The organism is Mesorhizobium sp. WSM4809 (assembly GCF_055811655.1).
Map to the genome: position 1 here is coordinate 37,833 of NZ_JBVVQW010000025.1, position 23,245 is coordinate 61,077.

Below are 23,245 nucleotides of genomic sequence, written 5' to 3' on the forward strand. Positions count from 1 at the left end.
TGCGAATGACAGCTTTCTGCGCTTCCGGTTCTACCGCGTTGCGGTAGAACGGTGCTCACGTACCCAAAAGTACGCTGCGCTCCGGTTCTCGAAATCCATCATTCTCGGCTCGGCCTGACCTGAATATCGACATGCCAATCAAGCGGCGGATCGGGGCTGATCTGTGCACAGCGGGCGGCTTTGCGGTGCAAGCCGCTTGCCGCGCTTGACAGCCTGCTTAATACGGACTTTCTGGAACCCATGCGGGACGCGAAGCCGAACAAGGAAAAATCGTTGGGGAAAGCGGCCTCCGGGGACCGTCCGGGCGGCGTTCGCCGCGCGGACGCCGCGCGTATTCCAGGCTCCAGCGTCCACGCCTCGCTGGCCAGCGAAATCGGCCTCAGGATCGTGCGCGGCGACTATCCGCCCGGCACCATCCTGCCCAATGAAGCGAAATGGTCGGAGACCTTCAGCGTCAGCCGCTCGGCGGTGCGCGAAGCCATCAAGATGCTGATGGCCAAGAGCCTTTTGGCCTCACGCCCCAAGATCGGCAGCTGGGTCGAGCCGAAGGAACGCTGGAACCTGCTCGATCGCGATGTGCTTGCCTGGTACGCGACGTCGCCGGATCGCGAAGTGTTCCTCAAGACGGTGCAGGAATTCCGCCACATCATCGAGCCGGAAGCGACCGCGTTTGCCGCCATGCGAAGAACCGACGAGCAGATGGCCGAGATCAGCCTGGCCTGCCGGGAGATGGGAGAGGCGACGAGCCTGCAGGAGCGGACCCGCGCCGACACGCGCTTCCATCTTGCCATCCTGCGGGCTTCGGGCAACGATCTTCTGGTGCCGCTCGGCGTACTGATCGAGTCCGCGTTCGATCACCTCTTTGCCTATACGACGCGGGAGATCGACGATCTCAACCACGCGCAGAAGCTGCACGAGGCGATCGAGAAGAACATCCGCCTGCAGCGCCCCGACGCCGCGCGCAATGCAGTGCGCAAACTGCTCGCCAACACAGACGGCGTCATCCGCGCCCGGTAGAGCCTGACCGGCCGCCGCTAGTCATCCTTGTCACGTCCGAAGGCGCTGCGCAGTTCGTCCTTGGCGTCCTCAAGCACTTTTTTGCGCGCGGCAGGCAAGTTCTTGCCGGCGCGGTTGATGTAAAAATTCAGCATCGACATGGCGGATTGGAAAGGCTCGGCCTTGCGCCTGTGGCTGTGTTCGGCGGATCGCCTCAGCGAGGCGGCGATCTTCCTGGCGTCGTCGGATTCGAAGACGTGATCCTCAAGATCCATTGCGTTGCTGTGCTCGGTCACCTCGGCCGACCATTTTTTCCTAGTGGCGGTCATCGCTGGACTCCTTTGCAGGGGTGGGTTGCCGGGAAAACTCTGCACATCGGCATCGGTTCCGGCCTGGCTCTGGAGCCACGGATTTGCCCGCTGTGGCGCTGCTGCGGCCTGAGAATGCGCCGATAGTGGCGCAAACGGCAGCCGATCTCCGAGACCGCCGACAGGAAACGCCTTGACCCGAACCGACAGCATCCAGCCCGGCCCCGGCATCGACAGCTCCTATGCCTGGATGCGGCTTGCCATCTCGATGCTGCTGGCGACGATTGGCGCCGTCGGTATGTGGGCTGTCGTCGTCGTGCTGCCCGCGGTGCAGGCCGAGTTCGGCGTCGACCGCGCCGCGGCGTCCATGCCTTACACCGCGACCATGGTCGGTTTCGCCGCCGGCAACGTGCTGGTCGGCCGCGCCATCGACCGGATGGGTTACTGGATCCCGGCGCTGCTCTCGTCGATTGCGCTTTCCGCCGGCCTGCTGCTCGCGGCGCTGTCCACCTCGATCCTGCAATTCACGCTTGCCCAAGGAGTGCTGATCGGTGTCGGCACGTCGGTGATCTTCGGGCCGCTGATCGCCGATATCTCGCACTGGTTCAACCGTCGTCGCGGTGTCGCGGTCACGGCGGCGGCGGCCGGCAATTACCTTGCCGGGGCGTTGTGGCCGACCATCATGCCGACGCTGATGAAGGCGGAGGGCTGGCGCTTCACCTATGCGGCAATCGGCATCTTCTGCCTGGTGACAATGGTGCCGCTGGTGCTGATGCTGCGGCGCGGTGCCCCGGCGGCGGCCGTCGCGGGTTCGCCCGGAAGCCGGTCGGTGCAGCCGATCTCGCTGTCGCCGGCGGCCTTGCAGGTGCTGCTGGTCGTCGCCGGGCTCGGCTGCTGCGTGGCGATGTCGATGCCGCAAGTGCATATCGTCGCCTATTGCATGGACCTCGGCTACGGCGTGGCGCACGGCGCCGACATGCTTTCGATCATGATGGCAGGCGGCGTCGTCAGCCGGCTGGCATCGGGCTTCCTCGCCGACCGGATCGGCGCCGTGCGGACATTGATGATCGGCTCGGTGCTGCAGTGCCTGTCGCTCCTGTTCTATATCCCGTTCGACGGGCTTGCCTCGCTCTATGTGGTGTCGCTGGTGTTCGGCCTGTCGCAGGGCGGCATCGTGCCTTGCTACGCGATCATCGTGCGCGATTACATGCCGGCCAACGAGGCCGGCCAGCGTATCGGTATCGTCATGATGGCGACCATCTTCGGCATGGCGATCGGCGGCTGGATGTCGGGCTGGATCTACGATTTGACCGGTTCCTACGCCGCCGCATTTCTCAACGGCATCGCCTGGAATTTGCTGAACCTGGTGGCGATCGGGCTGCTGTTCTGGAAAGCACGGCGCAGCACAGCCGTGATGGCCTGAGCTCACCGTGCCCAATGGTCCGGGATCTGCGCGGCTTGACAACCACCCAAGGCTGCGCGACGCCGGAAGGCGAATGGGTGCGGCAACAGGCCGGTTTGGCATGACGACGGTGGCAAAGACCCCGAATATGGTTCCAAAGGCGCTTGGCTGCACAAGCCCGTCGCCAGGAGTGCGTCCTTGACCAAGCCGCGCTCGCGCCGGGGCGGCGGCCGCCCGACCATCGCGGATGTCGCACGCAAGGCCGGCGTCGGCGCCATTACCGTGTCGCGCGCCTTGCGCGAGCCGGAGCGTGTCTCCGAAGAATTGCGCCGCCAGATCCAGGCCGCCGTCGACGAACTGGGCTACGTGCCGGACCCGAATGCCCGGGCGCTGGCCTCGGCGCGCGCCGAGGTGTTCGGCGTGCTGGTGCCGTCGCTTACCAACAACGTCTTCGCCGAGGTGGTGCGCGGCATCTATGACAGCCTGTCGGCCAGCCCGTTCCGCATCCAGCTTGGCAACACCCATTATTCCGGCCTTGAGGAAGAGCGGCTGCTGCAGCTGTTCGGTTCGCAACGGCCAGCCGCGCTGATCGTCGCTGGCATCGATCAGACACCGGCCTCGCGAAAGCTGCTGGAAAGTGCCGGCTGCCCCGTGGTGCAGGTCATGGAAACCGGTCCAGATCCGGTCGACATGATGGTCGGCTTCTCGCATCTCGATGGCGGCAGGGCGGCGACCGAGCATCTGATCGAGGCCGGCTATCGCCGCATCGGCTTCATCGGCGCACGCATGGACCCGCGTTCGCAGCGGCGCCTTGCCGGCTATCGCGCGGCGATGGAGGCCGCGGGCCTGTTCGACCCGCGCCTCGTCACCACCACGCCGGTGCTGTCCAGCGTGTCGCTCGGCCGCGAGATGTTCCGCGACGCGCTGGCCAAGGTGCCGACACTCGACGGTGTCTTCTGCAACAATGACGACATCGCGCTCGGCGTCTTGTTCGAATGCCATCGCGCCTCGATCGCGGTGCCGACGACGATCGGCATCGTCGGTTTCAACGATCTCGACATGATGCAGGTGGCGTTTCCTTCGGTCACCAGCATCCGCACCCATCGTTATGAGATCGGCCGGCGTGCCGTCGCCATGGCGCTGGCGGCGATCGCCGGCAACAGACCGGAGCAACGGATCGTCGACCTCGGTTTCGAGCTCAAGCGCCGCGAGAGCACGGCGCGTTGAAACGCACAGGAGCGACTGTGCGAATGCCGGTTTACACGCCAGTTTGGTAGCGCTACCATCCTTGTTTGACAGGCGCATGTGGGAGAGATAACGCCTGTTTATTATACATAAGCGACAACTGATACTTGTTTATTATGGATAATATGATAGTTTCAGCTTTGCTGACGGGGACAAGGGGAGGAACCGGGTCGGCCATTCACCGACCAATGAAAGCGTGGCCAAGGCAGGAGGTGCCGGGCATCGCGCGAGACTTCGCAAAGTCAAATAACAAACAGAACTGCAATTGGGAGGAATATCGATGATCAAGTCACTTGTTGGTGGCATCGTTGCCGCCACTGCATTCGTCATGTTGAGCTCGTCGGCGATTGCTGCGGGCCCCGAAATCGTCAAGGGTCCAGCGGCCGAGCCGGATTGCTTCGCACCCTGGGCTGCGGATACGCAGTTCTTCAAGTTCCCCAAGAAGGACGGCCCTTACCGCATTGCGCTCGCCAACGGCTATATCGCCAACACGTGGCGTATCCAGATGGTGCAGACTGCGAAGGCCTATGCAGCCCAGAAGGACGTTGCTGCAAAGCTGAAGGAATTCAAGGTCGTCTCGACCGGAGAAGACGTGCCGGCACAGATCTCGGCGATCAATAACTTCATTGATTCCGGCTATGACGCGATCGTGGTCAACGCCCAGAACCCGACCGCTTTCGGGCCGGTGATCAAGCGCGCCAAGGAAGCCGGTGTCATTCTGGTTGCCTTCGACAACATTCTCGACACCAAGGACGCCATCAACGTCAACGTCGACCAGAAAGGTCTTGGCGAGCTGTGGGGCAAATGGTTGGTCACGCATGTGCCGAATGGCGGCAAGGTGCTCGAAGTGCGCGGCGTTGCCGGGACATCGGTCGACACCGACCGCCACAACGGTATCCATGAGGCTCTCGACGCGTCCGGGAAGAAGTGGGAGGTCACCGAGGTGGTCGGCAAATGGGATGACGGCGTGGCGCAAAAGGCCTCGGCCGACGCCATCGCAACCAACGGCCCCTTCGACGGCGTGACCGGACAGGGTGGCGACACCGGCATCGTGCAGGCGATGATCGATGCCAAGCATCCCTTCGTGCCGTTCGGCGGCGAGACCGAGAATGGCTTCCGCAAGTTCTGCGCCGCTCATGCTGCGGACGGGCTGAAATGCTCATCGGCCGGCACCGGTCCGGCCCAGGTGGCGGTTGCCATCAAGACGGCGATTGCCGCACTCGAAGGCAATGTCGTTCCGCAAGCGGTCAAACTGCCGCTGGCGATTGTCGAGGATCCGAACTTCAAAGCCGGTCAGGATTTCTTCCCCGACCAGTCTGACAATTTCTTCGTCGGCAACTCCTTCCCGACCTGCGGCATCAATTTCACGGCGCAGGAAATCATGGGCCAGACCAAGGCGGACCAATAGGCAGCATACAAGGCGCCGCGGGATCTCCCGCGGCGCCGGCCATTCGATATCCCTGGTCGTCAAAAGTGCCTCGGGAGGGCCGATGGACGGTATGGTTCCGCTCTTCCGGATGGAAGGCATATCCAAGCGCTATGGTGGTGTGCGGGCGTTGGAAAAGGCCGAGCTTTCGGTCTCATCCGGCAGCATTCACGCCATTCTCGGCGAAAACGGCGCCGGCAAATCGACGCTGATCAAGGTTATGGCGGGCGTCGTCGCGCCCGACGAAGGGCGCATGACGCTGGATGGACGCGAAGTGACATTCGCCTCGCCAGGCGCGGCCAACAAGGCCGGTATCGTCTGCATCTTCCAGGAACTGTCGCTGGTTCCCGAACTCAGCGTTGCCGACAACATAGTCATTTCCGATCCGCCGAAGCGTTTTGGCATGATCGACCGCAAGGCGCAGCGCCGCATCGCCGAGGAGGCGCTGGCACGCGCGGGCGCCGCCGATATCCACCCGCTGGCGCTGGTCAAGGACCTGCCGCTGTCACGCCGCCAAATGGTCGAGATCGCAAAGGCGCTGGCCAGGAAGCCGCGCATCCTGATCCTCGACGAGGCGACCTCGGCACTGACCGCGACCGACGTTGCCAAGATCTTCAGCGTGCTCAAGCGATTGCGCTCGGAAGGGCTGGCGCTGCTTTACATCTCGCACCGCATGAACGAGATCGCCGAGCTTGCCGACCACTGCACGGTGTTTCGCAACGGCCGCAATGTCGCCAGCTACAAGGCAGGCACAAAGAGCGACAACGAAGTGGTCGAACTGATGATCGGTCGCGAATACAGCCATATCTTTCCGCCCAAGCCGGCGGCGGTGCCTGCCACCGCAGCCCCTAGGTTAGAGGCCCGCAAGCTCTCCTGGGCCGACCGGCTGCACGACATCTCGCTGACCGTCAGGGCAGGTGAGGTGGTCGGCATTGGCGGCCTCGACGGTCAGGGCCAGCGCGAATTGCTGCTCGCCTTCTTCGGCGTGCTGCGGGGCCTCAGCGGCCAGATCCTGATCGACGGCAAGCCGGTGTCGATCACCAGCCCATCCGTTGCGCGCGACGACGGCATCGGCATGGCGCTCATCCCCGAGGACCGCAAGACCGAAGGCCTGATGCTGCCGATGACGGTGCGCGAGAACCTGTCCTTCGCGGCGCTCGACCGGCTGTCGAAAGCCGGCATCATCGATCGCGCCGCCGAGCAGCGGCTGATCGACGACATGGTCGGCCTTTTGGCGATCAAGACGGCAGGCCTCGACATTCCGGTCGGCGCGCTTTCGGGCGGCAACCAGCAGAAAGTGGTCATCGCCAAATGGCTGATGCGCCAGCCGCGCATCATCCTGCTCAACGATCCGACGCGCGGCATCGACGTCGGCACCAAGCAGGAGCTGTACCAGCTGATGCGCAAACTGGCCGACGCGGGTGCTGCGATCCTGTTCTACTCGACCGACTATGATGAACTGATCGGCTGCTGCGATCGCGTGCTGGTGCTCTATGACGGGGCGGTCAAGCGCGAGTTGGTCGGTGCCGAGATCACCGAGCGGGCGCTGATATCAAGCGCGCTCAACATCCATGGCGAGGAGAGCCCGGTGGGCCTGGGAGCAAGCGCGTGAAAGATTGGCGCTACTGGCTGGCCGAGCAGCGCGGAACTCTGCTGGCGCTCGGCATCTTCATCGTCATGTTCGTCATCTACACCTCAAACCATCCGGCGGGCTTCACCGCCAATGTCGTGCAGACGGCGTCGAACAAGGGCGTGCTGCTCGCCTTTGTCGCCATGGCGCAGACGCTGGTGGTGATCACCGCCGGCATCGACTTGTCCGTCGGTATGATCTTCCTGCTCACCAACTGCCTCGCCTCCTGGCTGGTGGTCGGCACGCCGATGCAGACGACGCTCGGTGTCATCGCCGTGCTGGCGGTGGGGCTGCTGTGCGGCGCGATCAACGGCGCCATCGTCATCTATGGCCGGCTGCAGCCGATCGTCGCCACCATTGCCACTGGCGCCGTCTATTACGGCATCGGCCTTTTGCTGCGGCCATTTCCGGGCGGCTCGGTCAATGAGGATCTGGCCGATGCGCTGACCGGCCGCGTGTTCGGCGTGGTACCGGCAAGTCTCCTCGTGCTGCTGGCCGTCGTGCTGGTGATCTGGGTGCCGTTCAGCCGCTCGGTGCTCGGCCGCGCCGCCTACGCGGCAGGCTCATCGGAGACGGCGGCCTACATGTCCGGCGTGCCGATCCGGCGCGGCAAGTTCGCCGCCTACACGCTGGCCGGCCTGCTGGCGGCGATCGGCGGACTGTTCCTGACTTTCTTCACCTATACGGGCGAGGCGGCCTATGCCAGCGGCAACTCCTACACGCTGTTTTCGATCGCAGCCGTGGTGCTCGGCGGCGTCTCGCTGTTCGGCGGCAAGGGCAGCGCCATCGGCGCCATCTTCGGCGCGCTGGCCTTCCGCACCATCGGCGACCTGTTGTTCGTCTTCGATTTCGATCCGCTCTGGCAGCCGCTGTTCCAGGGCGTTATCCTGCTGGTCGCCGTCAGCCTCGGCGCCTTCGCCCTGTTTCGGGTCCGCAACCGGCTGGAGTGGTTCCTGTGAGCGAAACGACGCTTGGCGGTATTGCCGGCCGCATGCCCAGATTCATCCGCCGCGCCGATCCGGCGGTGCTGACGGCCTTTGCCTGCATCGTTCTCTTGCTGTTCCTGGGCAGCCTCTATTCCAGAAGCTTCCTGTCGCCTGAATATCTTCTGCAGCAGCTCAAGGTGGCTTCGTTCCTCGGCGTCATCGCAACCGGCATGATGCTGGTCATCCTGCTCGGTCAGATCGACCTGTCGGTGCCATGGGCGGTGGCGGCGGGCGCCATGATGGCCTGCGCTGCGGCGGCGTACGGCCCGGTCGGCGTGGCGCTGGCCATTCCGTTCGGTATTTTCTGCGGCATGCTGATCGGCGTCGTCAACGGCATCGGCGTCGCCTATCTGCGCATCCCCTCGATGATCATCACATTGGCCACCAACGCTGTCGCGCAAGGGCTGATGGTGGTCTACACCGGCGGCTTCTCGCCGCAGGATTCGGCAACGGGCGCGATGCGCTACCTGGCGACCGGCTTCGCCATTCCGGGCGTGCCCAACGCGGTCATCATCTGGGCGCTGATCGGAGCCGCGATGGTGTTCGTGCTGACCCGTACCAGCTTCGGCCGCACCGTCTACGGCATCGGCAACCGCGAACGCGCGGCGTATCTCTCCGGCATCGATACGCGGCGCGTGGTGATGGTCGCCTTCGCCGTCTCCGGCGGGCTCTCGGCTTTCGGCGGCGTGCTTCTGGCTGGCTATGCCTCCAAGGCGGCGCAGTCGATGGGCGACGCTTATCTGCTGCCGTCGATCGCCGCGGTGGTGCTTGGCGGCACCTCGATCCTGGGCGGGCGCGGCTCTTATCTCGGCACTGTCGCCGGTGTCATCCTCATCACGCTGCTGCAGTCCATCCTCTCCGTCATGCAGATGCCGGAGGCGGGGCGGCAGATCATCTATGGCGTCGTCATTGTCGCCATGCTGCTGCTCTACGGCCGCGCGCCGGCAAGCCGCTGACCGTGGACGGAGCGGCAGCACAGGCGCCGACGAGCGCCCCCGGCTCGGTGCCGGCCATCGTGGTGATGGGCGTCGCCGGCTGCGGTAAGTCGGCCGTCGGTATTGCGCTGGCGGCCGCGCTGGGCGTTACCTTCATCGAGGGCGACAGGCTGCACCCGCCGGAAAACGTCGCACGCATGGCAAGCGGCGAACCGCTTACCGATCAACTGCGCGAAGGCTGGCTCGACGCGATCGGCGAGCGCATCGCGGAGTCTGTGGGCAGCGGACAGGGCGTGATTGCCGCCTGCTCGGCACTGAAGCGCAGCTACCGCGACCGGTTGAGCGGCTTCTGCCCGGAAATCGTCTTCCTCTATTTGAAGATCGACCCTGCCACGGCCAGGCAGCGTGTCGGCAGCCGCAAGGGCCATTTCATGCCGGCAAGCCTGGTCGACAGCCAGTTCGCCATCCTCGAGCCGCCGGCTGCGGAAGAGCGCGCCTCGACACTCGATGCCACACGCCCGGTCGGTGAGCTCGTCGCTGCCGCGGTCCGCCTGATACGCCGGTCATGAGCCTTCATCTGTGCCGATTTCGGTGCCGTCCTGGGCCTCGGTCAGCCGCTGCCGGCGGGACCACGTCAGCATCTGCTCGGGGTAGAGCCTCAGCGCTTCCAGCAGGCGGTCGCGCTTGAGCAGGATGTAGTGCGCCTGCACAGCCATGTTCTTGGCGCCATCCCTGGCGGTGTCCTTTGCCGGGGTGACAGACGCCTCCGGCGTCAACTCGGGGCTGAGCACGGCCTGGTACTCAATGAAGGGAACCACTTCGAAGGTCGACATGGCAAACAGGGCGGTTCGGCCCCTGGCGGCAAAATTCGCCGGCGCCGAGGCGAGATGCGTCCAGCCGCTTTCGCCCATGGCTGCCTCGGTGAAAGTCGTGCCGGCATGGACGGTGTTGGTCATCGTCACCACGCCATTCTGCTTCAGGATCTTCTGGATGCGGATGGTGACCTGATAGGCGTCGTCGCGATCAAAGACGACCCGGCTTTTCAGGAACCGGTTTTCGACATTGACTAGCGGCGGGTTGAGGAAACGCAGGCCGAACGCGCTTTCGGAAATACCGTGGGTGTTGACGCTCACCTGATGCGCCTCGACACCGGCCTCGTATAGCGCGCGCTTGCCGATGATGGTCTGGGCGGTGAATTGATCGCACCAGAGGATGGCGCCGTGGCCGCGCTGCAAGGCCGACCGCAGCCCCTCCAGTCCCTCCAGCCGGATCGTCGGCGACCAGCGGCCAGCCACCAGATGTGCGGCAAGTTGCAGGCGGCGCCGATGGCGCGCCGCCAGCAATCCCTCGAACAGCTTGCGTGTATCGATGCCATCGCCAAGCACCGCGCGTGTCGCGGCCGCGTAGGCCGGGAATTCCTTGCGCATATGGCGCTTCAGGCGAAACCTCGATATGCGGCCGCAGATCGGCGCCCACCAGCGCACCGGCAGCGCCGCTGCCACCACGAGATAGAAGACGGACAGCAGGCCTTCCCGAAGGTCCTTGTTGGAAAAGCGGCGAAGCCGGCCGGGGTGAACCAGCTTGCGGCTGAAGAAGCGCACGTCCTCCGCCCGTTCCGGGACGAAGACGTCGGCGATGATTTCAGTGCGGAAACTGGCTGCCGATGGCAGCTTGCGGGCGGCCTTGCGGGATTTTGCGAACCACCACAGCCTCATCGGTCCAGCCCGTTCTTCGACCCCCGCTTTACTGCGTCGGCTTGGGACGTGCAAGGTCATGTCCGCGCTCAAGATTTCTGCAAATTCCGCTTGCCCTATATCTGGGCCAGGCGCGTTGCTTACGTCATCGGCATCCGACACAAGAGGATTATCAGCTCTTTCGTGCAACGCGAGCTGGCGCCCGCGACGCCGGACCGCTTATCGCTGACCGGCAGTCGCTATTCCATATACGGCGTCAGCACATCTTCGATCCATTTCATGAATGCGCGGACTCGGCGCGACAGATTGCTCCGATGTGCAACGACGAGGGATACGGCGAGCGCCCGTCGACGAAAATCGGGTATGATCTCGACAAGCGCTCCACTCTCCAAGTATCGGCCAATGCCCAAAAGTGGCGCCTGAATCACACCAAGGCCGGCGAGGGCGGCGGCTTCGTAGGTCTGCGCGCTGTTGACGTGCAGCGCACCTGGCAACTGAAGCGTCGCGTAGCTGTCGCCGTCCGGATATTCCCATCCATAGGGTCTCGCGCCCAGCACCGTCGAAAAGTGAATTGTCCTATGTTCCTGACGCTGGAGATCTTCCAGCGACCGAGGGACGCCATGGCGCGCCAGATAGGCGGGGCTGGCAGCGTTGGCCATGCGCAACAGGCCCAACGGGCGGGCAATCAGCGTCTCGTCCCGAATGGGTCCAAGCCGCAATACACAATCGAACCCCTCTTGAACCAGATCGACTTGCCGATCCGTACTCGACACCTCCAGCTCCAATTCGGGGTGCGCCGCCATGAAATCCGGCAAGGCCGGCACGATCGTTGTGCGCGCCACTTCGGTCGGAAGGTCGACCCGCAAACGCCCGCGAAGCGCCACGCGATCGCCTGCGAACATCGAGTGCAGATCATCGACTTCAGCAAGCAGATCGCGGGCACGGGCATGAAATGCGCGTCCGTCTTCCGTCAACCGCACGCTGCGCGTCGTCCGGTGCAGGAGCCTGACACCGAGATCTTCTTCCAGCTTCCGGACCGCCGTTGAGGCTCTCCCCTTTTGGATGCCCAGGCTGTCGGCTGCGCGGGTGAAGCTCCCCATTTCCGCTACCGTTATGAAAATGAGGATGGGTTCGAGATTTTGCATTTTCGTGCCCCGGTATTGTTCCCCAAAAAGAGAACAGTCGGTTCATTTCATCGGTGTTTATCACACCTGCGGGGCACAGTAAGCTTCGAATATGGGATCTCCCCATCGGAGAATGACAAGTGTCCGAAACTGTGAACCTGCATCAGACACCGGGAACTATGACCTTGCATCGCGCCCTGTGGGCCGGCCGGATAATGAGCGCGTTTGTCGTTATCGCTTTGATGGCAGACGGCACTGTTCAGCTTTTCGCGCCGGCACGGGTCGCGAGCATGTTGCAGGAAACCGGGTTCGCGATGGATCTGACGCGCGTCGTGGGTCCGATCATCCTCGCCTGCGCCATCCTCTACGCCATCCCGGTCACCGCCGTCCTCGGCGCGATCCTGGTGACGGGCTTTTTGGGAGGTGCCATCTGCGCCCATCTCCGCATCGGTGAGTTGGGATCGCCGCCGGAAATCATTTCCCTGCTTCTGGGCGCGATGACCTGGGGCGGCCTCTATCTGCGCGATCCCCGTATCCGGGCCATTCTGCCGCTCATCCATTGAACCAACAGGGGCAGTTCTGTCCCTCAACATCAGGAGAAAACACATGTTCTTAGTAATGGGAATCACCGGAAACGTGGGCGGCGCGACGGCAAGGCATTTGCTAGCGCTAGGCAAAAAGGTGCGCGCGCTGGTCCGCGACCGCGAGAAAGCGTTGAGCTGGGCGAACCGGGGCGTGGAGCTGGTTGACGGCGATTGGAATGATTCGGCAACCATCGAGCGGGCGCTCGAAGGCGTCGAAGGCGCGTTCGTCATGCTGCCTCCTGTCTGGGCGCCTTCGCCCGATTACAAGGAAGCAAAGGGCGTCATTGCAAGCTATGTCGAGGCGCTCACCAAGGCAGCGCCGCCGCGAGTGGTTGCGCTTTCGTCGATGGGCGCGAACAGAACCAGCGGGCACGGGGTGATCGCGGCCTTGTCCCTTCTGGAGCAAGGTTTTCGCGACCTGAGATCGCCAGTTGCTTTTGTGCGCGCAGGCGGATTCTTCGAGAATTTTCTTTTCGGGTTGCAGGTCGCGCAGGGCGGAACGCTGCCGGCTTTCTACAATCCGACAAACCGGAAATCGACCATGGTCGCGACGAACGACATCGGCGCGGAATTCGCAACGCTTTTGACCGGGCCAACGTGGTCAGGGCAGCGCATCGTCGAGCTTGGTTCGATGGTCAGCGCGGATGAAGTCGCGGAGCAGTTGGGTGAAGTCCTGAACCTCGACGTGAAAGCCTTTGCAATCCCGCGTGCAGGGTGGGCGGAAGCGCTCGAACAATTCGGCATCCCGAGGGGCCACAGCGGACCTGCCGAAGAAATGTACGAGGCCGTGAATGCAGGATGGATGGACCTCGGTGTGGCGGGTACGGAGCATGTAGCGGGTACGACGTCCGCACGCGCTGTATTCGAGGCTGCGTCAAATGTGAACGGGTAGGCCAAAACTGCATGGGGTTTTCCGTGATTTCGAGCTTCGAAACCCGAGATTCGGAGAACTCCCTCCTTCAACGCACGAATCTCACATCTGTCTGAGCGCGGTCAGCTTGCAGTGGTTTATATCTGCGACGTCAGTTCAACCGGGAAATCGTCATTGTCGGCGTCGCGCATGGCGGCAAGGCTGCGATTGTCCAGCACTTCGGCGATCGCCTGCCGCACCTCCAGCATCATGTGGCGGACCTGGCAGGTCGCCTCGTCGCAATCCTCGCAGCGCTGATACTGCGTGCGGCTGGCGCAAGGGATCGGCGCCAGCGGCCCATCAAGCACGCGCACGACGTGGCCGATCTTGATTTCGGAGGCCGGCCGGGCGAGGCGATAGCCGCCTTCCTTGCCCTTGCGGCTCTGAACGAAGCCGGCATTGCGCAACTCGCCAAGGATGGCATCGAGGAATTTCTTCGGGATGTTGTTGGCCACCGCGATGTCATTGACGAAAGCCAATTGGCCGGCCGGCAGGCCGGACAGATGCACTAGGGCCTTGAGGCCGTATTTGCCTTTTTTCGTCAGCATGCCCAGATCAACCCATTGAAGCCCCAACCACTCGCATCTGGCGACTGTTTGTGTGCAAATAATGACGTTTTCGCCGCGCGATGATGTTTCGCGAAAACAAGCCGCCGGATTGCAGTTAGGCACAAACGCGTTGATTCTTTGTAACGTTTTGCACTGAGAAGGCGGATATTCCGCTGATAACCAGGTTTTCGGCGTTCAAAACGAAAAAAGCCGGCAGGGCGCCGGCTTTTCCGTCAACTGCGCAGATATCGCGGCCTTCAGCGGCTGCCGTAGGTCTGGTCGAGCAGGCCGCCAGCGGCGAAATGCTCTTTCTGCACTTTGTCCCAGCCGCCGAAGACGTCTTCCACCGTCAGCAGCCGGATATCGGGGAAATCGGCCTTGTATTTTGCCGCCACAGCGGCGTCGCGGGCTCTGAGGCCGTTGCGGGCGGCGATGTCCTGGCCCTCCGGCGTGTAGAGGAAGTCGAGATAGGTCTTGGCCAGATCGCGCGTGCCGTGCTCGTCGGCAACCTTGTCGACGATCGCGACGGGGAATTCGGCCAGCAGGCTGACCGTCGGAGTGACCTGCTCGAATTTGCCGTCGCCATACTCCTTGCGGATGCCGCGCGTCTCCGACTCGAAGGTGATCAGCACATCACCGATCTCGCGCTGCACGAAGGTGGTGGTCGCGGCGCGGCCGCCGGTGTCGAAAATCGGCACGTTGTTGAAAAGCTTGGTGATGAACTCCTTCACCTTGGCCTCGTCGCCCTTGAAGGCTTCCTTGGCGTAGGCGGTGGCCGCCAGATAGGTGTAGCGCGCATTGCCGGAGGTTTTCGGATTTGGGAAAATCACCTGCACGTCGTCGCGCACGAGATCGTTCCAGTCCTTGATATGCTTGGGATTGCCCGCGCGGACAAGGAAGGACGGCAGCGAATAGAAGGGCGAGGCGTTGTCGGGAAAATCCTTTTGCCAGTCGGCCGAGACGAGGTCCTTCTTGACCAGGAAGTCGATGTCGGTGACCTGGTTGAAGGTAACGACATCGGCGCCAAGGCCCTCGGCGATGGCACGCGCCTGCGCCGAAGTGCCGGCATGCGACTGATCGACCGTGACGCCCGGATGCTGCGCGATGAAGGCCTTGTTCACCTGCACGAACAGTTCGCGGCCGACGTCATAGGACGCATTGAGCAGTTTGTCGGCCGACCAGGCTTGGGAGGATGCAAGGAACAGGCCTGCGACGGTGGCAAGCCCGAGGAAAAATCGTCTCATGAAAACAGGCTCCGATGCAATTTATGGTGGGACCATAGCCGGGGTGCGTGGTGTGCGACGAGGCATGCGCCGTAGGTTCGTGGCCTCATCGTAGGAAAATATGTCGCCTAAGTCGATGAATGTTGGAATTCTGTTCCAGGAGAATGCTACCTTCGTCGGAGTTTTTCTGCGCCTTGTTTTGCGGCGCTGCATGGCATATACAAAAGGCATATACAAAAGAGCTGCACATGCCCCAGAGCCGACATTCAACAACGCCGCCCAAGGAGGCGAAGCTGTTTCGCAACAACCGCAGCCAGGCGGTGCGCATTCCTGTCGAGTTCGAGCTTCCCGGCGAAAAAGTCCTGATCAGCCGGGAAGGCGATCGTCTTGTCATCGAGCCGGTTCGCAAACCTGGCCTCACCGCGTTGCTCGCCCAGTGGGCGAAAGAGCCGCCGCTCGATCCTGAAGATGACTTCCCCGAGATCTACGACACGCCAGTCAAATCCGAGGACATTTTCTAGATGCGGTTCATGCTGGATACGAACATTATCAGCGACATGATCCGAAACCCGGCTGGCAAGGCCGCGAGGGCAATGTCGCGCGAGGGAGATGACGCCGTTTGCACCAGCATCGTGGTCGCCTCGGAATTGCGATATGGCTGCGCCAAGAAGGGATCGGCCAAGCTGTTCAAGAAGGTTGAAGACTTGCTGGCCGAGATTCCTGTCTTGCCGCTCGATGTGCCGGTGGATGCCGAGTATGGCGGACTTCGCGCCGAGCTTGAAGCCGCGGGCCAGACCATTGGCCACAACGATCTTTTTATCGCCGCTCATGCCTGTGCATTGGGCACCACGCTGGTGACCGCCAACACGGGAGAGTTCAACCGGATCAGGGGCCTGAAGGTCGAGAACTGGCTGGCGTAGCCATAGACCAGAGGATCAAGCCGCCGGAAAAAGCTTCCAGCGTCCGGGGCGGAACGCCACCCGGCTTTTCTGCGCCGCGGGGTGATCGACCGGCAGTTCGATTTCGACCCGCTGGCGCTCTCCGCCGATCTCAAGCTCGACCCGGCGCGTGCCGGCGACGCGCCGGCTGGCGGCGACCGTGCCGGCGATGCAGCCGCTGCAGCCGTCCAGCAATTCGACATCGTGCGGGCGGAAGTAGAGCGTCGCATCGCCCGAGGGCTCGTTGGGCGCGGCAAGCCCGATCGGACGGTCGGCGAGCCAGATTTCGCCATTCTCGACCTTGACGGGAAGCGAGCTCGATTCACCGATGAAGCCGTAGACGAAGGGCGAGTTCGGCGTGTCGTAGATATCGTCGGCGGTGCCGACCTGCTCGATGCGGCCCTGGCTCATCACGACGACGCGGTCGGCAAGCTCCAGCGCCTCTTCCTGGTCGTGGGTGACGAAGACGGTGGTGTGGCCGGTGGCGTCATGGATTTCGCGCAGCCAGCGGCGCAATTCCCGGCGCACTTGCGCGTCAAGCGCGCCGAACGGCTCGTCGAGCAGCAGCACCTTGGGCTCGATCGCCATGGCGCGGGCTAGCGCCACGCGCTGCCTCTGGCCGCCGGAGAGCTGCGCCGGATAGCGCTTTTCGAGTCCTGAAAGCTGGACGAGGTCCAGAAGCTCGGAGGCGCGACGGCGGATCTCCTGCGCCGGCGGGCGCGACGGTCCGTGCCGGACCTTCAGGCCGAAGCCGATATTGTCCGCCACCGTCATGTGCCGGAACAGCGCATAGTGCTGGAAGACAAAGCCGACATTGCGCTCCTGGATGGACTTGTGCGAGGCGTCCTCGTCGCCGAAGAATATCTTTCCCCGTGTCGGCCGCTCCAGCCCGGCAATCAGCCTGAGCAGCGTCGTCTTGCCGGAACCGGACGGTCCCAGCAACGCGATCAGTTCGCCCGACTTGATGTCGAGCGACACGTCGTGAAGCGCCGGAAACCGGTCAAACTCCTTGCGCACGTTGGCAACGCGAACTTCCATAGTGGTCCCTTTGTCAGTGCCCGCGTGTCGCGGCGATCTCGGCGCCGTAGCGCATCTCGAGAAGTGTTTTCAAGACCAGCGTGACGAGCGCCAGGCCCGCAAGCAATGAAGCGACGGCGAAGGCACCGACGGCGTTGTACTCGTTGTAGAGGATTTCGACATGCAGCGGCATGGTGTTGGTCAGGCCGCGTATGTGGCCCGACACCACCGATACCGCGCCGAACTCGCCCATGGCACGCGCATTGCACAGGAGCACGCCGTAGAGCAGCCCCCATTTGACGTTGGGCAAGGTCACGTACCAGAAGGTCTGCCAGCCATTGGCGCCGAGCGAAAGCGCTGCCTCCTCGTCGCCATTGCCTTGCTCCTGCATCAGCGGGATCAACTCGCGGGCGACGAAGGGGAAGGTGACGAAGATTGTGGCCAGCACGATGCCCGGCACGGCAAACAGGATAACGATGCCATGCGCTTTCAGCCAGGTGCCGAGCAGCCCCTGGGCGCCGAACAGAAGCACATAAACGAGGCCTGATATGACCGGCGAGACCGAGAAGGGGAGGTCGATCAGCGTGGTCAGGAAGGCCTTGCCCTTGAACTCGAACTTGGCGATCGCCCAGGCGGCGGAGATGCCGAAGACGATGTTGAGCGGCACCGAGATCGCCGCCACCAGCAGCGTCAGCCGGATCGCCGAGCGCGTGTCGGCACTGCTGAGCGCTTCGGTGTAGGCACCGATGCCCTTGGCGAAGGCTTCGTTGAAGACGATGATCAGCGGCAAGAGCAGGAAAATGCTGAGGAAGGCGAAGGCGACGGCCATCAGAGCCAGGCGCGCAGGGCGGCTTTCCGTGACCGCCGCCGACTGGCTTTCATGATGCGGTTCGTAGGATTTGATCTCCGGGTCAGCCATAGCGCTTGCGGCTCCATGACTGTGCGAGATTGACGACCAAAAGCATGATGAACGACAGAGCGAGCATGATCGCCGCGATCGCTGTCGCCGCCGGATAATTGTATTCCTCCAACCGAATGACGATCAGCAGGGGTGCGATTTCTGATTTGTAGGGCAAGTTGCCGGCGATGAAGATGACCGAGCCGTATTCGCCGACGCCACGCGCGAAGGCGAGGGCGAAGCCGGTGACGATGGCCGGCGCCAGGCCCGGAAACAGGATGCGGGTGATGATCTGGAAGCGATTGGCGCCAAGCGTGGCGGCGGCTTCCTCCACTTCCTTGTCGATCTCCTCCATGATCGGCTGCACGGTGCGCACGACGAAGGGCAGCCCGATGAAGATCAGCGCGATGACGATACCGAGCGGCGTATAGGCGACCTTGATGCCGAGCGGCATCAGCAATTTGCCGATCCAGCCGTTCGGCGCGTAGAGCGTGGTCAGCGCGATGCCGGCCACAGCCGTCGGCAGGGCGAAGGGCAGGTCGACCATGGCATCGACGATGCGGCGGCCGGGGAAACGGTAGCGCACCAGCACCCATGCGACCAGCGTGCCGAAGACGACGTTGACCGCAGCCGCGACGAAGGCGGTGCCGAAGCTGATTCTCAGCGCATTGATGGTGCGGCGATCGGTGGCGATCGCCCAGAATTCAGGCCAGCCAAGGGCGGCCGAGCGCCAGAGCAGCCCGGATAGCGGGATGAGGATGATGAGGGTGAGGTAGGCAAGCGAGAAGCCGAGCGTCAATCCGAAACCCGGAATTACGCTCGGCTGCCTGAATCGCCACCCCGCCTGGGCGGGTGCTGTGGTCATGTCGTCCTGAATATCGACTGCTTACTGGGGCTTGTAGATCTGGTCGAATATACCACCATCGCCGAAATGATAAGGCTGTGCTTTTTTCCAGCCACCAAACTGTGGATCGTCGATGGTTACGAGCTTGATCGGCGGCAGCTTGGCGAGGTCCTCGGCCGGCACCAGATCGGGCTTGGCAGGACGATAATGGTTCTTGGCGATGATCGTCTGCGCTTCTTTGGAATAGAGCCAGCTCAGATAGGCTTCGGCGACCTTGCGCGTGCCCTTGGCATCGACATTGGCGTCGACCACCGCCACCGGCGGTTCTGCCAGGATGGAGGTCGGCGGGTAGACGATGTCGAAATTATCGGCACCGAACTCGTCGAGCGCCAGATAGGCCTCGTTTTCCCAGGCGATAAGCACATCGCCAAGACCCTTTTGCGCGAAGGTCACGGTCGAGCCGCGCGCGCCGGTGTCGAGCACCGGAGCATTGGCGTAGAGCTTGCCGACGAATTCCTTGGTCTTGGCCTCGTCGCCGCCGTCATTGGCGTTGGCGTAGGCCCAGGCGGCGAGATAGTTCCAGCGCGCGCCGCCGGAGGTTTTGGGATTGGGCGTAATCACCTGGACACCGTCCTTGACGAGGTCGCTCCAGTCGTGAATGCCTTTGGGATTGCCCTTGCGGACGAGGAAGATGATGGTCGAGGTGTAAGGCGCTGAATTGTTTTCGAATTTGGTGCGCCAGTCCGGATTGATCTTCTTCGCCTTCGAGACGATGGCGTTGATGTCGCCTTCAAGTGCCAGCGTCACCACATCGGCGTCGAGGCCGTCGATCACGGCGCGGGCCTGGGCGCCCGATCCGCCATGCGACTGCTGGACGGTGACGGTCTCTCCGGTCTCGGCCTTCCAATGCGCGACGAAAGCTTCGTCATAGGCCTTGTAGAGCTCGCGTGTCGGATCGTAGGACACGTTGAGAATGGTGGTATCGGCAAACGCGAAACCGAGCGTGCCGAACTGGACAGATGTGGCGACCAGTGCGCCGAGCAGTTTCCTGAAATGAGGTTTGGTCATTTCTGCCTCCGTTGAACCCGCGCCAAATCTACCGAATTGGTAGAAATTAGATGCATTCAATGTTGCCTTTTTTGCCCCTCTTGAGAAAATGTTCGACGCTATTTCGCCGTTAGGAGAAATATTTTCCTCTTGCGGCCTAAGGAAGAATCCATGGCCCGGCCACTCAGCCTATCTAGCAAGGGGCGGTGCCGAGGCAAGGTGTGGAATTTGGTCGGGTGGATCAATCTGCGGTGATGGGAAAGTCGAAACGCTGTCTGGCGAACGGTTCGCTTTTCAGCGTGAAGTGCCACCATTCCCTTGCATAGTTCTTGAAGCCGCCGGCGCGCATGGCGTCGACAAGCATCTTGCGGTTTGCCGCCGCTTCACTGGCAAGGCCGCGGTGGGCGGTTTCGCTCATCGGATCAAAGCAGTCGAAACCGGTGCCGAAATCGAGCGTGTCGGCATCGCCCGCGCCGCAGGCCTGGTTCGGGCTGGACCTGCGGTCCGTCCGGGCGACGGCGACATCGACGGTCGAGCCACGTGAATGGGTCGATAGTTCTCCGACATAACCCTTGGCGATCAGCTCACTGCGCCTGACCTTCGGATACCATTGTGGATCGGGCGACCCGCCATCGCGCGTCCATTCATTCATGTCGGCGACGGCGCGGGCAGGGCGGTAGCAATCGAACAACACCAGGGTCAGGCCTTTGGCGGCGATCGTTTTCTGGACGGCGGACAGTGCCTTTGCCGCCTGCTCGGTGAGGATGCAGGCCGGGGCGTCATAGCCGTCCACCTTGCGATGCAGAAAATTGTCCGATCCGGCGTAGCGTATGTCCTGGCGGATCGAGGGATCGACATCGGCGAGCCGGACGAAGCCGGCGGGCAGGGCATCGGCCAAAGCGGGGAGGGTGGTTGCCGCGACAAGGACTGTTGCTGCCAGTGCCGAGGCTGCCGACAAGAACGGATTGCGCGAGGCACCCCCCTCTGCCCTGCCGGGCATCTCCCCCTCAAGGGGGGAGATTGGCAGCTTTGCCGTTGCGCCCTGTCTTTGACGATTGGCGAAAGCGGAAAGGAAATCCGATCTCCCACCTTGAGGGGGAGATGCCCGGCAGGGCAGAGGGGGGTGCCTTGGAACAACCATGGGCAAGTGTCTGCTATCCTCTGCCTTGGAAAGCTAAGCCTATGAATCGCTTGCAGCCGTCTATTCGACAAACACCTTCACACTCGCCGCACGCCCTGCGGCGTCGATGACGGTCAGCGTCGAATAGCCGGCGCCGTCGGGCTGCCAGGTCGCGGTGCGGCGACGATCGATGCCTGCCAGCGGCTTGCCGTTGGCGAGCCAGCGGAACGGCGCACGGCCGCCTTGCAGCTTCAGCACCAGTGGCGAGGCGTCGGCCGAATTGGTGCCGAGATCGACGCGGGCGCCGTCAGGCGGGAAGATGATGGTCGGTGCGGGTTCGCTCACCGTCGCCTGCACCAGGCCATCCGACCCGGCGCCGAAGCGGGCGAGCGTCACCGGCAGGTCCTCGCGTCTGGGGCTGAACATGCCGGGCGGTTTGCCCGGCAAGGGGACGGTGGCGAGGCCCGAGCGGACAAAACCCTCGAACAGGATGGGAGCGGCCGAGACATAGCCGGAAAGGCCGGGCACCGCGCCGGCATCGGGGCGGCCGACCCAGACGCCCAGCACGTAGCGGCCGTCGAAGCCGACCGACCAGGCGTCGCGGTATCCGTAGGACGTGCCGGTCTTGTAGGCGATGCCGCGCTGCAAGGCCCCCTCGGGCGGCTTGACGCCTGACAATATGTCGATGATCTGCCAGTTGGCCTGACCGTCGAGGATGGTGGCGCTGGTGCGCTCGGCATCGGCAGGCTCGGTGCCGTCATGCAGCGTGTGCGTCTTGCCGCCATTGGCGAGCCCTGTGTAGAGCTGGACGAGGTCGCGCAATGTCACCCCGACGCCGCCCAGACCGATGGCCAGGCCCGGGGCTTCGTTGACCGGCAGTATGGGGCTGACGCCGGCCTGGCGGAAGCGCGCCATCAGCCGCGTTGGCCCGACCGCGTCGAGCACGCGGATCGCCGGCACATTGAGCGACAATTGCAGCGCTTGCCGGATGCTGACATCGCCCTGGTAGCCCATATCGAAATTCTTCGGCCGGTAGCCGGAGAAATCGACGGGGCTGTCGTCGATCAGCGTTTCCTGCACCACCAGGCCCTGTTCGAAGGCCAGGCCGTAGATGAAGGGCTTCAGCGTCGAGCCGGGCGAGCGGACGATCTTTGTCATATCGATCCAGCCGGAGCGGCTGGCGTCGAAGAAATTGGCCGAGCCGACTTCACCAAGGATGTCGCCGGTGCGGGAGTCGGCCAGCACCATGGCGACCGAGAGGCGGGGGCCGAGCTTGGTGGCCGCGTCCCTCGCCACCTGTTCCAGCCCCTCCTGGACGCTCTTGCGGATCGTCAGCTGCAAGGGCTGGCCGGGGACGGCCTTGGGCAACATCGCATAGGCGGCGTGCGCGGCGAGCGCCGGCAGCGTGCGGCGCAGGTCCGAGACATCGTCGAGGGCGGCCCGTGCGGCCTCGCGCTCGCCGAGCAGGCGGGAGGAGACCATTCGGGTCAGCACCCGGTCGCGGGCGGCGTGGGCGATCTTCAAATTGCGGTCGGGCCGGCGCTTTTCCGGCAGTTGCGGCAGAGCGACGAGCAGGGCGGCCTCGGAAACGGTGAGCCGTTTCGGCTCCTTGCCGAAATAGGCGAGCGAGGCGGCGCGCACGCCTTCCAGATTGCCGCCATAAGGCGCCAGCGTCAGGTAGCGTTCGAGGATCTCGCGTTTCGACAGCCGCCGCTCTATCTGGATGGCGCGCAGCATCTGCTTGACCTTGGAGCCGAGGCTGCGGCTTTCGCGCGGCTCGATCAGCCGGGCAAGCTGCATCGAAAGCGTCGAGCCGCCGGAGACGATGCGGCCGCTGGTGGCGAACTGGCCGGCGGCGCGGGCCAGCGCCAGCACGTCGACACCTTCATGGTCCCAGAAACGCTTGTCTTCGTAGGTGACCAGCATGTCGACGAACTGCTTGTCGACCTGGTCGAGGCGGGTTTCGAGCCGCCAGTAGCCGTCCGGCGTGGCGAAGGCGCGCAACAATTCGCCGTCGCGGTCCTGGACTTCGGTGGAGACCGTGAGTTCGGCTGGAAGCGGGGGTGGGAAGGCACGGTCGAGCGCCCAGAGGGTGGTGGCGGCAATTGCGGTGAGTCCAATGAGGGAGGCTCCTGCAACGGCCGTGCGACGAAGGAACTTCTTGGAAAGCATGGCGCCGCCCCTCATCCGGCTGCCGCCACCTTCTCCCCGTATAGTGACGGGGAGAAGGGTGCTGTCATGGCCGTTGGCGCTTTTCCCGCAAAGTTCAAAGTTGGCGAAAGCTTTGTTGCAGGCTGTCCAGCCGATAGATGGGTAACAGTTTGAACCGGATACATAGGTAACAGTTTTCCCCCTTATGATGGGTTCGCG

At 63.3% G+C, this 23,245-nt stretch carries 23 protein-coding genes; 12 read left to right on the forward strand and 11 right to left on the reverse strand.

Translation table 11 applies throughout. The features are described from left to right. The first annotated feature begins 240 nt into the window (after window positions 1-240). Window positions 241-1,017 (forward strand): FadR/GntR family transcriptional regulator, encoded by a 777-nt coding sequence (locus tag AC0L24_RS31525; RefSeq protein WP_023813240.1) that lies wholly within the window; start codon window positions 241-243, stop codon window positions 1,015-1,017. A 17-nt stretch (window positions 1,018-1,034) separates the two neighbouring features. Here AC0L24_RS31525 and AC0L24_RS31530 read toward each other — a convergent pair whose 3' ends face one another. After that, a complete protein-coding gene (locus AC0L24_RS31530) occupies window positions 1,035-1,325 on the reverse strand; it encodes a DUF3175 domain-containing protein (RefSeq protein ID WP_473564789.1) in 291 nt (96 codons plus the stop codon). Between the two features lie 172 nt (window positions 1,326-1,497). Here AC0L24_RS31530 and AC0L24_RS31535 point away from each other — a divergent pair, with 172 nt between their 5' ends. From AC0L24_RS31535 to AC0L24_RS31565, 7 genes are all read left to right on the forward strand, one after another. Further along, complete coding sequence (locus AC0L24_RS31535) at window positions 1,498-2,727, forward strand: MFS transporter (protein WP_127396022.1); 1,230 nt, start codon at window positions 1,498-1,500, stop codon at window positions 2,725-2,727. 177 nt (window positions 2,728-2,904) lie between these two features. Then, window positions 2,905-3,933: an HTH-type transcriptional regulator GntR gene (gene gntR, locus AC0L24_RS31540; protein WP_127396021.1), complete on the forward strand. Its 1,029-nt coding sequence runs from the start codon at window positions 2,905-2,907 to the stop codon at window positions 3,931-3,933. A gap of 298 nt (window positions 3,934-4,231) precedes the next feature. Beyond that, window positions 4,232-5,359, forward strand: a complete 1,128-nt coding sequence (locus tag AC0L24_RS31545; protein WP_127322625.1) for a sugar ABC transporter substrate-binding protein — start codon at window positions 4,232-4,234, stop codon at window positions 5,357-5,359. An 82-nt stretch (window positions 5,360-5,441) separates the two neighbouring features. Continuing rightward, window positions 5,442-6,989 (forward strand): sugar ABC transporter ATP-binding protein, encoded by a 1,548-nt coding sequence (locus AC0L24_RS31550; protein ID WP_127396020.1) that lies wholly within the window; start codon window positions 5,442-5,444, stop codon window positions 6,987-6,989. Then, on the forward strand, window positions 6,986-7,966 hold the full coding sequence (locus AC0L24_RS31555; RefSeq protein ID WP_127396019.1) for an ABC transporter permease: 981 nt from the start codon (window positions 6,986-6,988) through the stop codon (window positions 7,964-7,966). Before AC0L24_RS31550 ends, AC0L24_RS31555 begins: the two co-directional genes overlap by 4 nt. Beyond that, window positions 7,963-8,949, forward strand: coding sequence for an ABC transporter permease (locus AC0L24_RS31560; RefSeq protein WP_127809939.1), 987 nt, complete (start codon window positions 7,963-7,965; stop codon window positions 8,947-8,949). Before AC0L24_RS31555 ends, AC0L24_RS31560 begins: the two co-directional genes overlap by 4 nt. Window positions 8,950-8,951: 2 nt before the next feature. Beyond that, on the forward strand, window positions 8,952-9,497 hold the full coding sequence (locus AC0L24_RS31565; protein WP_127809940.1) for a gluconokinase: 546 nt from the start codon (window positions 8,952-8,954) through the stop codon (window positions 9,495-9,497). Here AC0L24_RS31565 and AC0L24_RS31570 read toward each other — a convergent pair. Both AC0L24_RS31570 and AC0L24_RS31575 read right to left on the reverse strand, forming a co-directional pair. Further along, window positions 9,492-10,643, reverse strand: coding sequence for a hypothetical protein (locus AC0L24_RS31570; protein ID WP_473564790.1), 1,152 nt, complete (start codon window positions 10,641-10,643; stop codon window positions 9,492-9,494). The genes AC0L24_RS31565 and AC0L24_RS31570 overlap by 6 nt on opposite strands. Window positions 10,644-10,861: 218 nt before the next feature. Continuing rightward, window positions 10,862-11,767, reverse strand: a complete 906-nt coding sequence (locus tag AC0L24_RS31575; protein WP_127295468.1) for a LysR family transcriptional regulator — start codon at window positions 11,765-11,767, stop codon at window positions 10,862-10,864. A gap of 119 nt (window positions 11,768-11,886) precedes the next feature. Between AC0L24_RS31575 and AC0L24_RS31580 the strand changes: the two genes are divergently transcribed. Beyond that, the gene (locus AC0L24_RS31580; protein ID WP_292336997.1) at window positions 11,887-12,309 is read left to right on the forward strand and encodes a DoxX family protein; all 423 of its coding nucleotides are present in this window, start codon (window positions 11,887-11,889) and stop codon (window positions 12,307-12,309) included. 43 nt (window positions 12,310-12,352) lie between these two features. Beyond that, window positions 12,353-13,222: an NmrA family NAD(P)-binding protein gene (locus tag AC0L24_RS31585; RefSeq protein ID WP_292336996.1), complete on the forward strand. Its 870-nt coding sequence runs from the start codon at window positions 12,353-12,355 to the stop codon at window positions 13,220-13,222. Window positions 13,223-13,338: 116 nt separating this feature from the next. Here the strand turns inward: AC0L24_RS31585 and AC0L24_RS31590 are convergent, their stop codons facing one another. Together AC0L24_RS31590 and AC0L24_RS31595 are read right to left on the reverse strand one after the other, a co-directional pair. Further along, entirely contained in the window at window positions 13,339-13,788 is a 450-nt protein-coding gene (locus AC0L24_RS31590) for an RrF2 family transcriptional regulator (protein ID WP_013530871.1), read from the reverse strand. Between the two features lie 257 nt (window positions 13,789-14,045). Next, window positions 14,046-15,032, reverse strand: a complete 987-nt coding sequence (locus AC0L24_RS31595; RefSeq protein ID WP_127271870.1) for a sulfate ABC transporter substrate-binding protein — start codon at window positions 15,030-15,032, stop codon at window positions 14,046-14,048. A gap of 227 nt (window positions 15,033-15,259) precedes the next feature. Between AC0L24_RS31595 and AC0L24_RS31600 the strand changes: the two genes are divergently transcribed. Both AC0L24_RS31600 and AC0L24_RS31605 read left to right on the forward strand, forming a co-directional pair. After that, window positions 15,260-15,532, forward strand: a complete 273-nt coding sequence (locus AC0L24_RS31600) for an antitoxin (protein ID WP_127271402.1) — start codon at window positions 15,260-15,262, stop codon at window positions 15,530-15,532. Further along, window positions 15,533-15,931, forward strand: a complete 399-nt coding sequence (locus tag AC0L24_RS31605) for a type II toxin-antitoxin system VapC family toxin (protein WP_127809945.1) — start codon at window positions 15,533-15,535, stop codon at window positions 15,929-15,931. It begins immediately after the preceding gene. Between the two features lie 15 nt (window positions 15,932-15,946). Here the strand turns inward: AC0L24_RS31605 and AC0L24_RS31610 are convergent, their stop codons facing one another. From AC0L24_RS31610 to pbpC, 6 genes are all read right to left on the reverse strand, one after another. After that, complete coding sequence (locus AC0L24_RS31610; protein WP_127381770.1) at window positions 15,947-16,987, reverse strand: sulfate/molybdate ABC transporter ATP-binding protein; 1,041 nt, start codon at window positions 16,985-16,987, stop codon at window positions 15,947-15,949. 13 nt (window positions 16,988-17,000) lie between these two features. Then, entirely contained in the window at window positions 17,001-17,885 is an 885-nt protein-coding gene (cysW, locus tag AC0L24_RS31615) for a sulfate ABC transporter permease subunit CysW (protein WP_473564791.1), read from the reverse strand. Continuing rightward, the gene (cysT, locus tag AC0L24_RS31620; protein ID WP_013530875.1) at window positions 17,878-18,729 is read right to left on the reverse strand and encodes a sulfate ABC transporter permease subunit CysT; all 852 of its coding nucleotides are present in this window, start codon (window positions 18,727-18,729) and stop codon (window positions 17,878-17,880) included. Before cysT ends, cysW begins: the two co-directional genes overlap by 8 nt. Window positions 18,730-18,750: 21 nt before the next feature. After that, entirely contained in the window at window positions 18,751-19,776 is a 1,026-nt protein-coding gene (locus tag AC0L24_RS31625) for a sulfate ABC transporter substrate-binding protein (RefSeq protein WP_127271865.1), read from the reverse strand. 220 nt (window positions 19,777-19,996) lie between these two features. Then, a complete protein-coding gene (locus AC0L24_RS31630) occupies window positions 19,997-20,755 on the reverse strand; it encodes a M15 family metallopeptidase (RefSeq protein ID WP_473564792.1) in 759 nt (252 codons plus the stop codon). A gap of 201 nt (window positions 20,756-20,956) precedes the next feature. Continuing rightward, complete coding sequence (pbpC, locus tag AC0L24_RS31635) at window positions 20,957-23,047, reverse strand: penicillin-binding protein 1C (RefSeq protein WP_473564793.1); 2,091 nt, start codon at window positions 23,045-23,047, stop codon at window positions 20,957-20,959. Window positions 23,048-23,245 lie beyond the last annotated feature (198 nt).

Excerpts from the sequence above, each read along its gene's own strand:
- AC0L24_RS31525 (WP_023813240.1), top strand. The coding sequence starts at position 241 with ATGCGGGACGCGAAGCCGAACAAGGAAAAATCGTTGGGGAAAGCGGCC.
- AC0L24_RS31530 (WP_473564789.1), bottom strand. The coding sequence starts at position 1,325 with ATGACCGCCACTAGGAAAAAATGGTCGGCCGAGGTGACCGAGCACAGC.
- AC0L24_RS31545 (WP_127322625.1), top strand. The coding sequence starts at position 4,232 with ATGATCAAGTCACTTGTTGGTGGCATCGTTGCCGCCACTGCATTCGTC.
- AC0L24_RS31550 (WP_127396020.1), top strand. The coding sequence starts at position 5,442 with ATGGACGGTATGGTTCCGCTCTTCCGGATGGAAGGCATATCCAAGCGC.
- AC0L24_RS31570 (WP_473564790.1), bottom strand. The coding sequence starts at position 10,643 with ATGAGGCTGTGGTGGTTCGCAAAATCCCGCAAGGCCGCCCGCAAGCTG.
- AC0L24_RS31575 (WP_127295468.1), bottom strand. The coding sequence starts at position 11,767 with ATGCAAAATCTCGAACCCATCCTCATTTTCATAACGGTAGCGGAAATG.
- AC0L24_RS31585 (WP_292336996.1), top strand. The coding sequence starts at position 12,353 with ATGTTCTTAGTAATGGGAATCACCGGAAACGTGGGCGGCGCGACGGCA.
- AC0L24_RS31590 (WP_013530871.1), bottom strand. The coding sequence starts at position 13,788 with ATGCTGACGAAAAAAGGCAAATACGGCCTCAAGGCCCTAGTGCATCTG.
- AC0L24_RS31595 (WP_127271870.1), bottom strand. The coding sequence starts at position 15,032 with ATGAGACGATTTTTCCTCGGGCTTGCCACCGTCGCAGGCCTGTTCCTT.
- AC0L24_RS31600 (WP_127271402.1), top strand. The coding sequence starts at position 15,260 with ATGCCCCAGAGCCGACATTCAACAACGCCGCCCAAGGAGGCGAAGCTG.
- AC0L24_RS31605 (WP_127809945.1), top strand. The coding sequence starts at position 15,533 with ATGCGGTTCATGCTGGATACGAACATTATCAGCGACATGATCCGAAAC.
- AC0L24_RS31610 (WP_127381770.1), bottom strand. The coding sequence starts at position 16,987 with ATGGAAGTTCGCGTTGCCAACGTGCGCAAGGAGTTTGACCGGTTTCCG.
- cysW (WP_473564791.1), bottom strand. The coding sequence starts at position 17,885 with ATGGCTGACCCGGAGATCAAATCCTACGAACCGCATCATGAAAGCCAG.
- cysT (WP_013530875.1), bottom strand. The coding sequence starts at position 18,729 with ATGACCACAGCACCCGCCCAGGCGGGGTGGCGATTCAGGCAGCCGAGC.
- AC0L24_RS31625 (WP_127271865.1), bottom strand. The coding sequence starts at position 19,776 with ATGACCAAACCTCATTTCAGGAAACTGCTCGGCGCACTGGTCGCCACA.
- AC0L24_RS31630 (WP_473564792.1), bottom strand. The coding sequence starts at position 20,755 with ATGCCCGGCAGGGCAGAGGGGGGTGCCTCGCGCAATCCGTTCTTGTCG.
- pbpC (WP_473564793.1), bottom strand. The coding sequence starts at position 23,047 with ATGCTTTCCAAGAAGTTCCTTCGTCGCACGGCCGTTGCAGGAGCCTCC.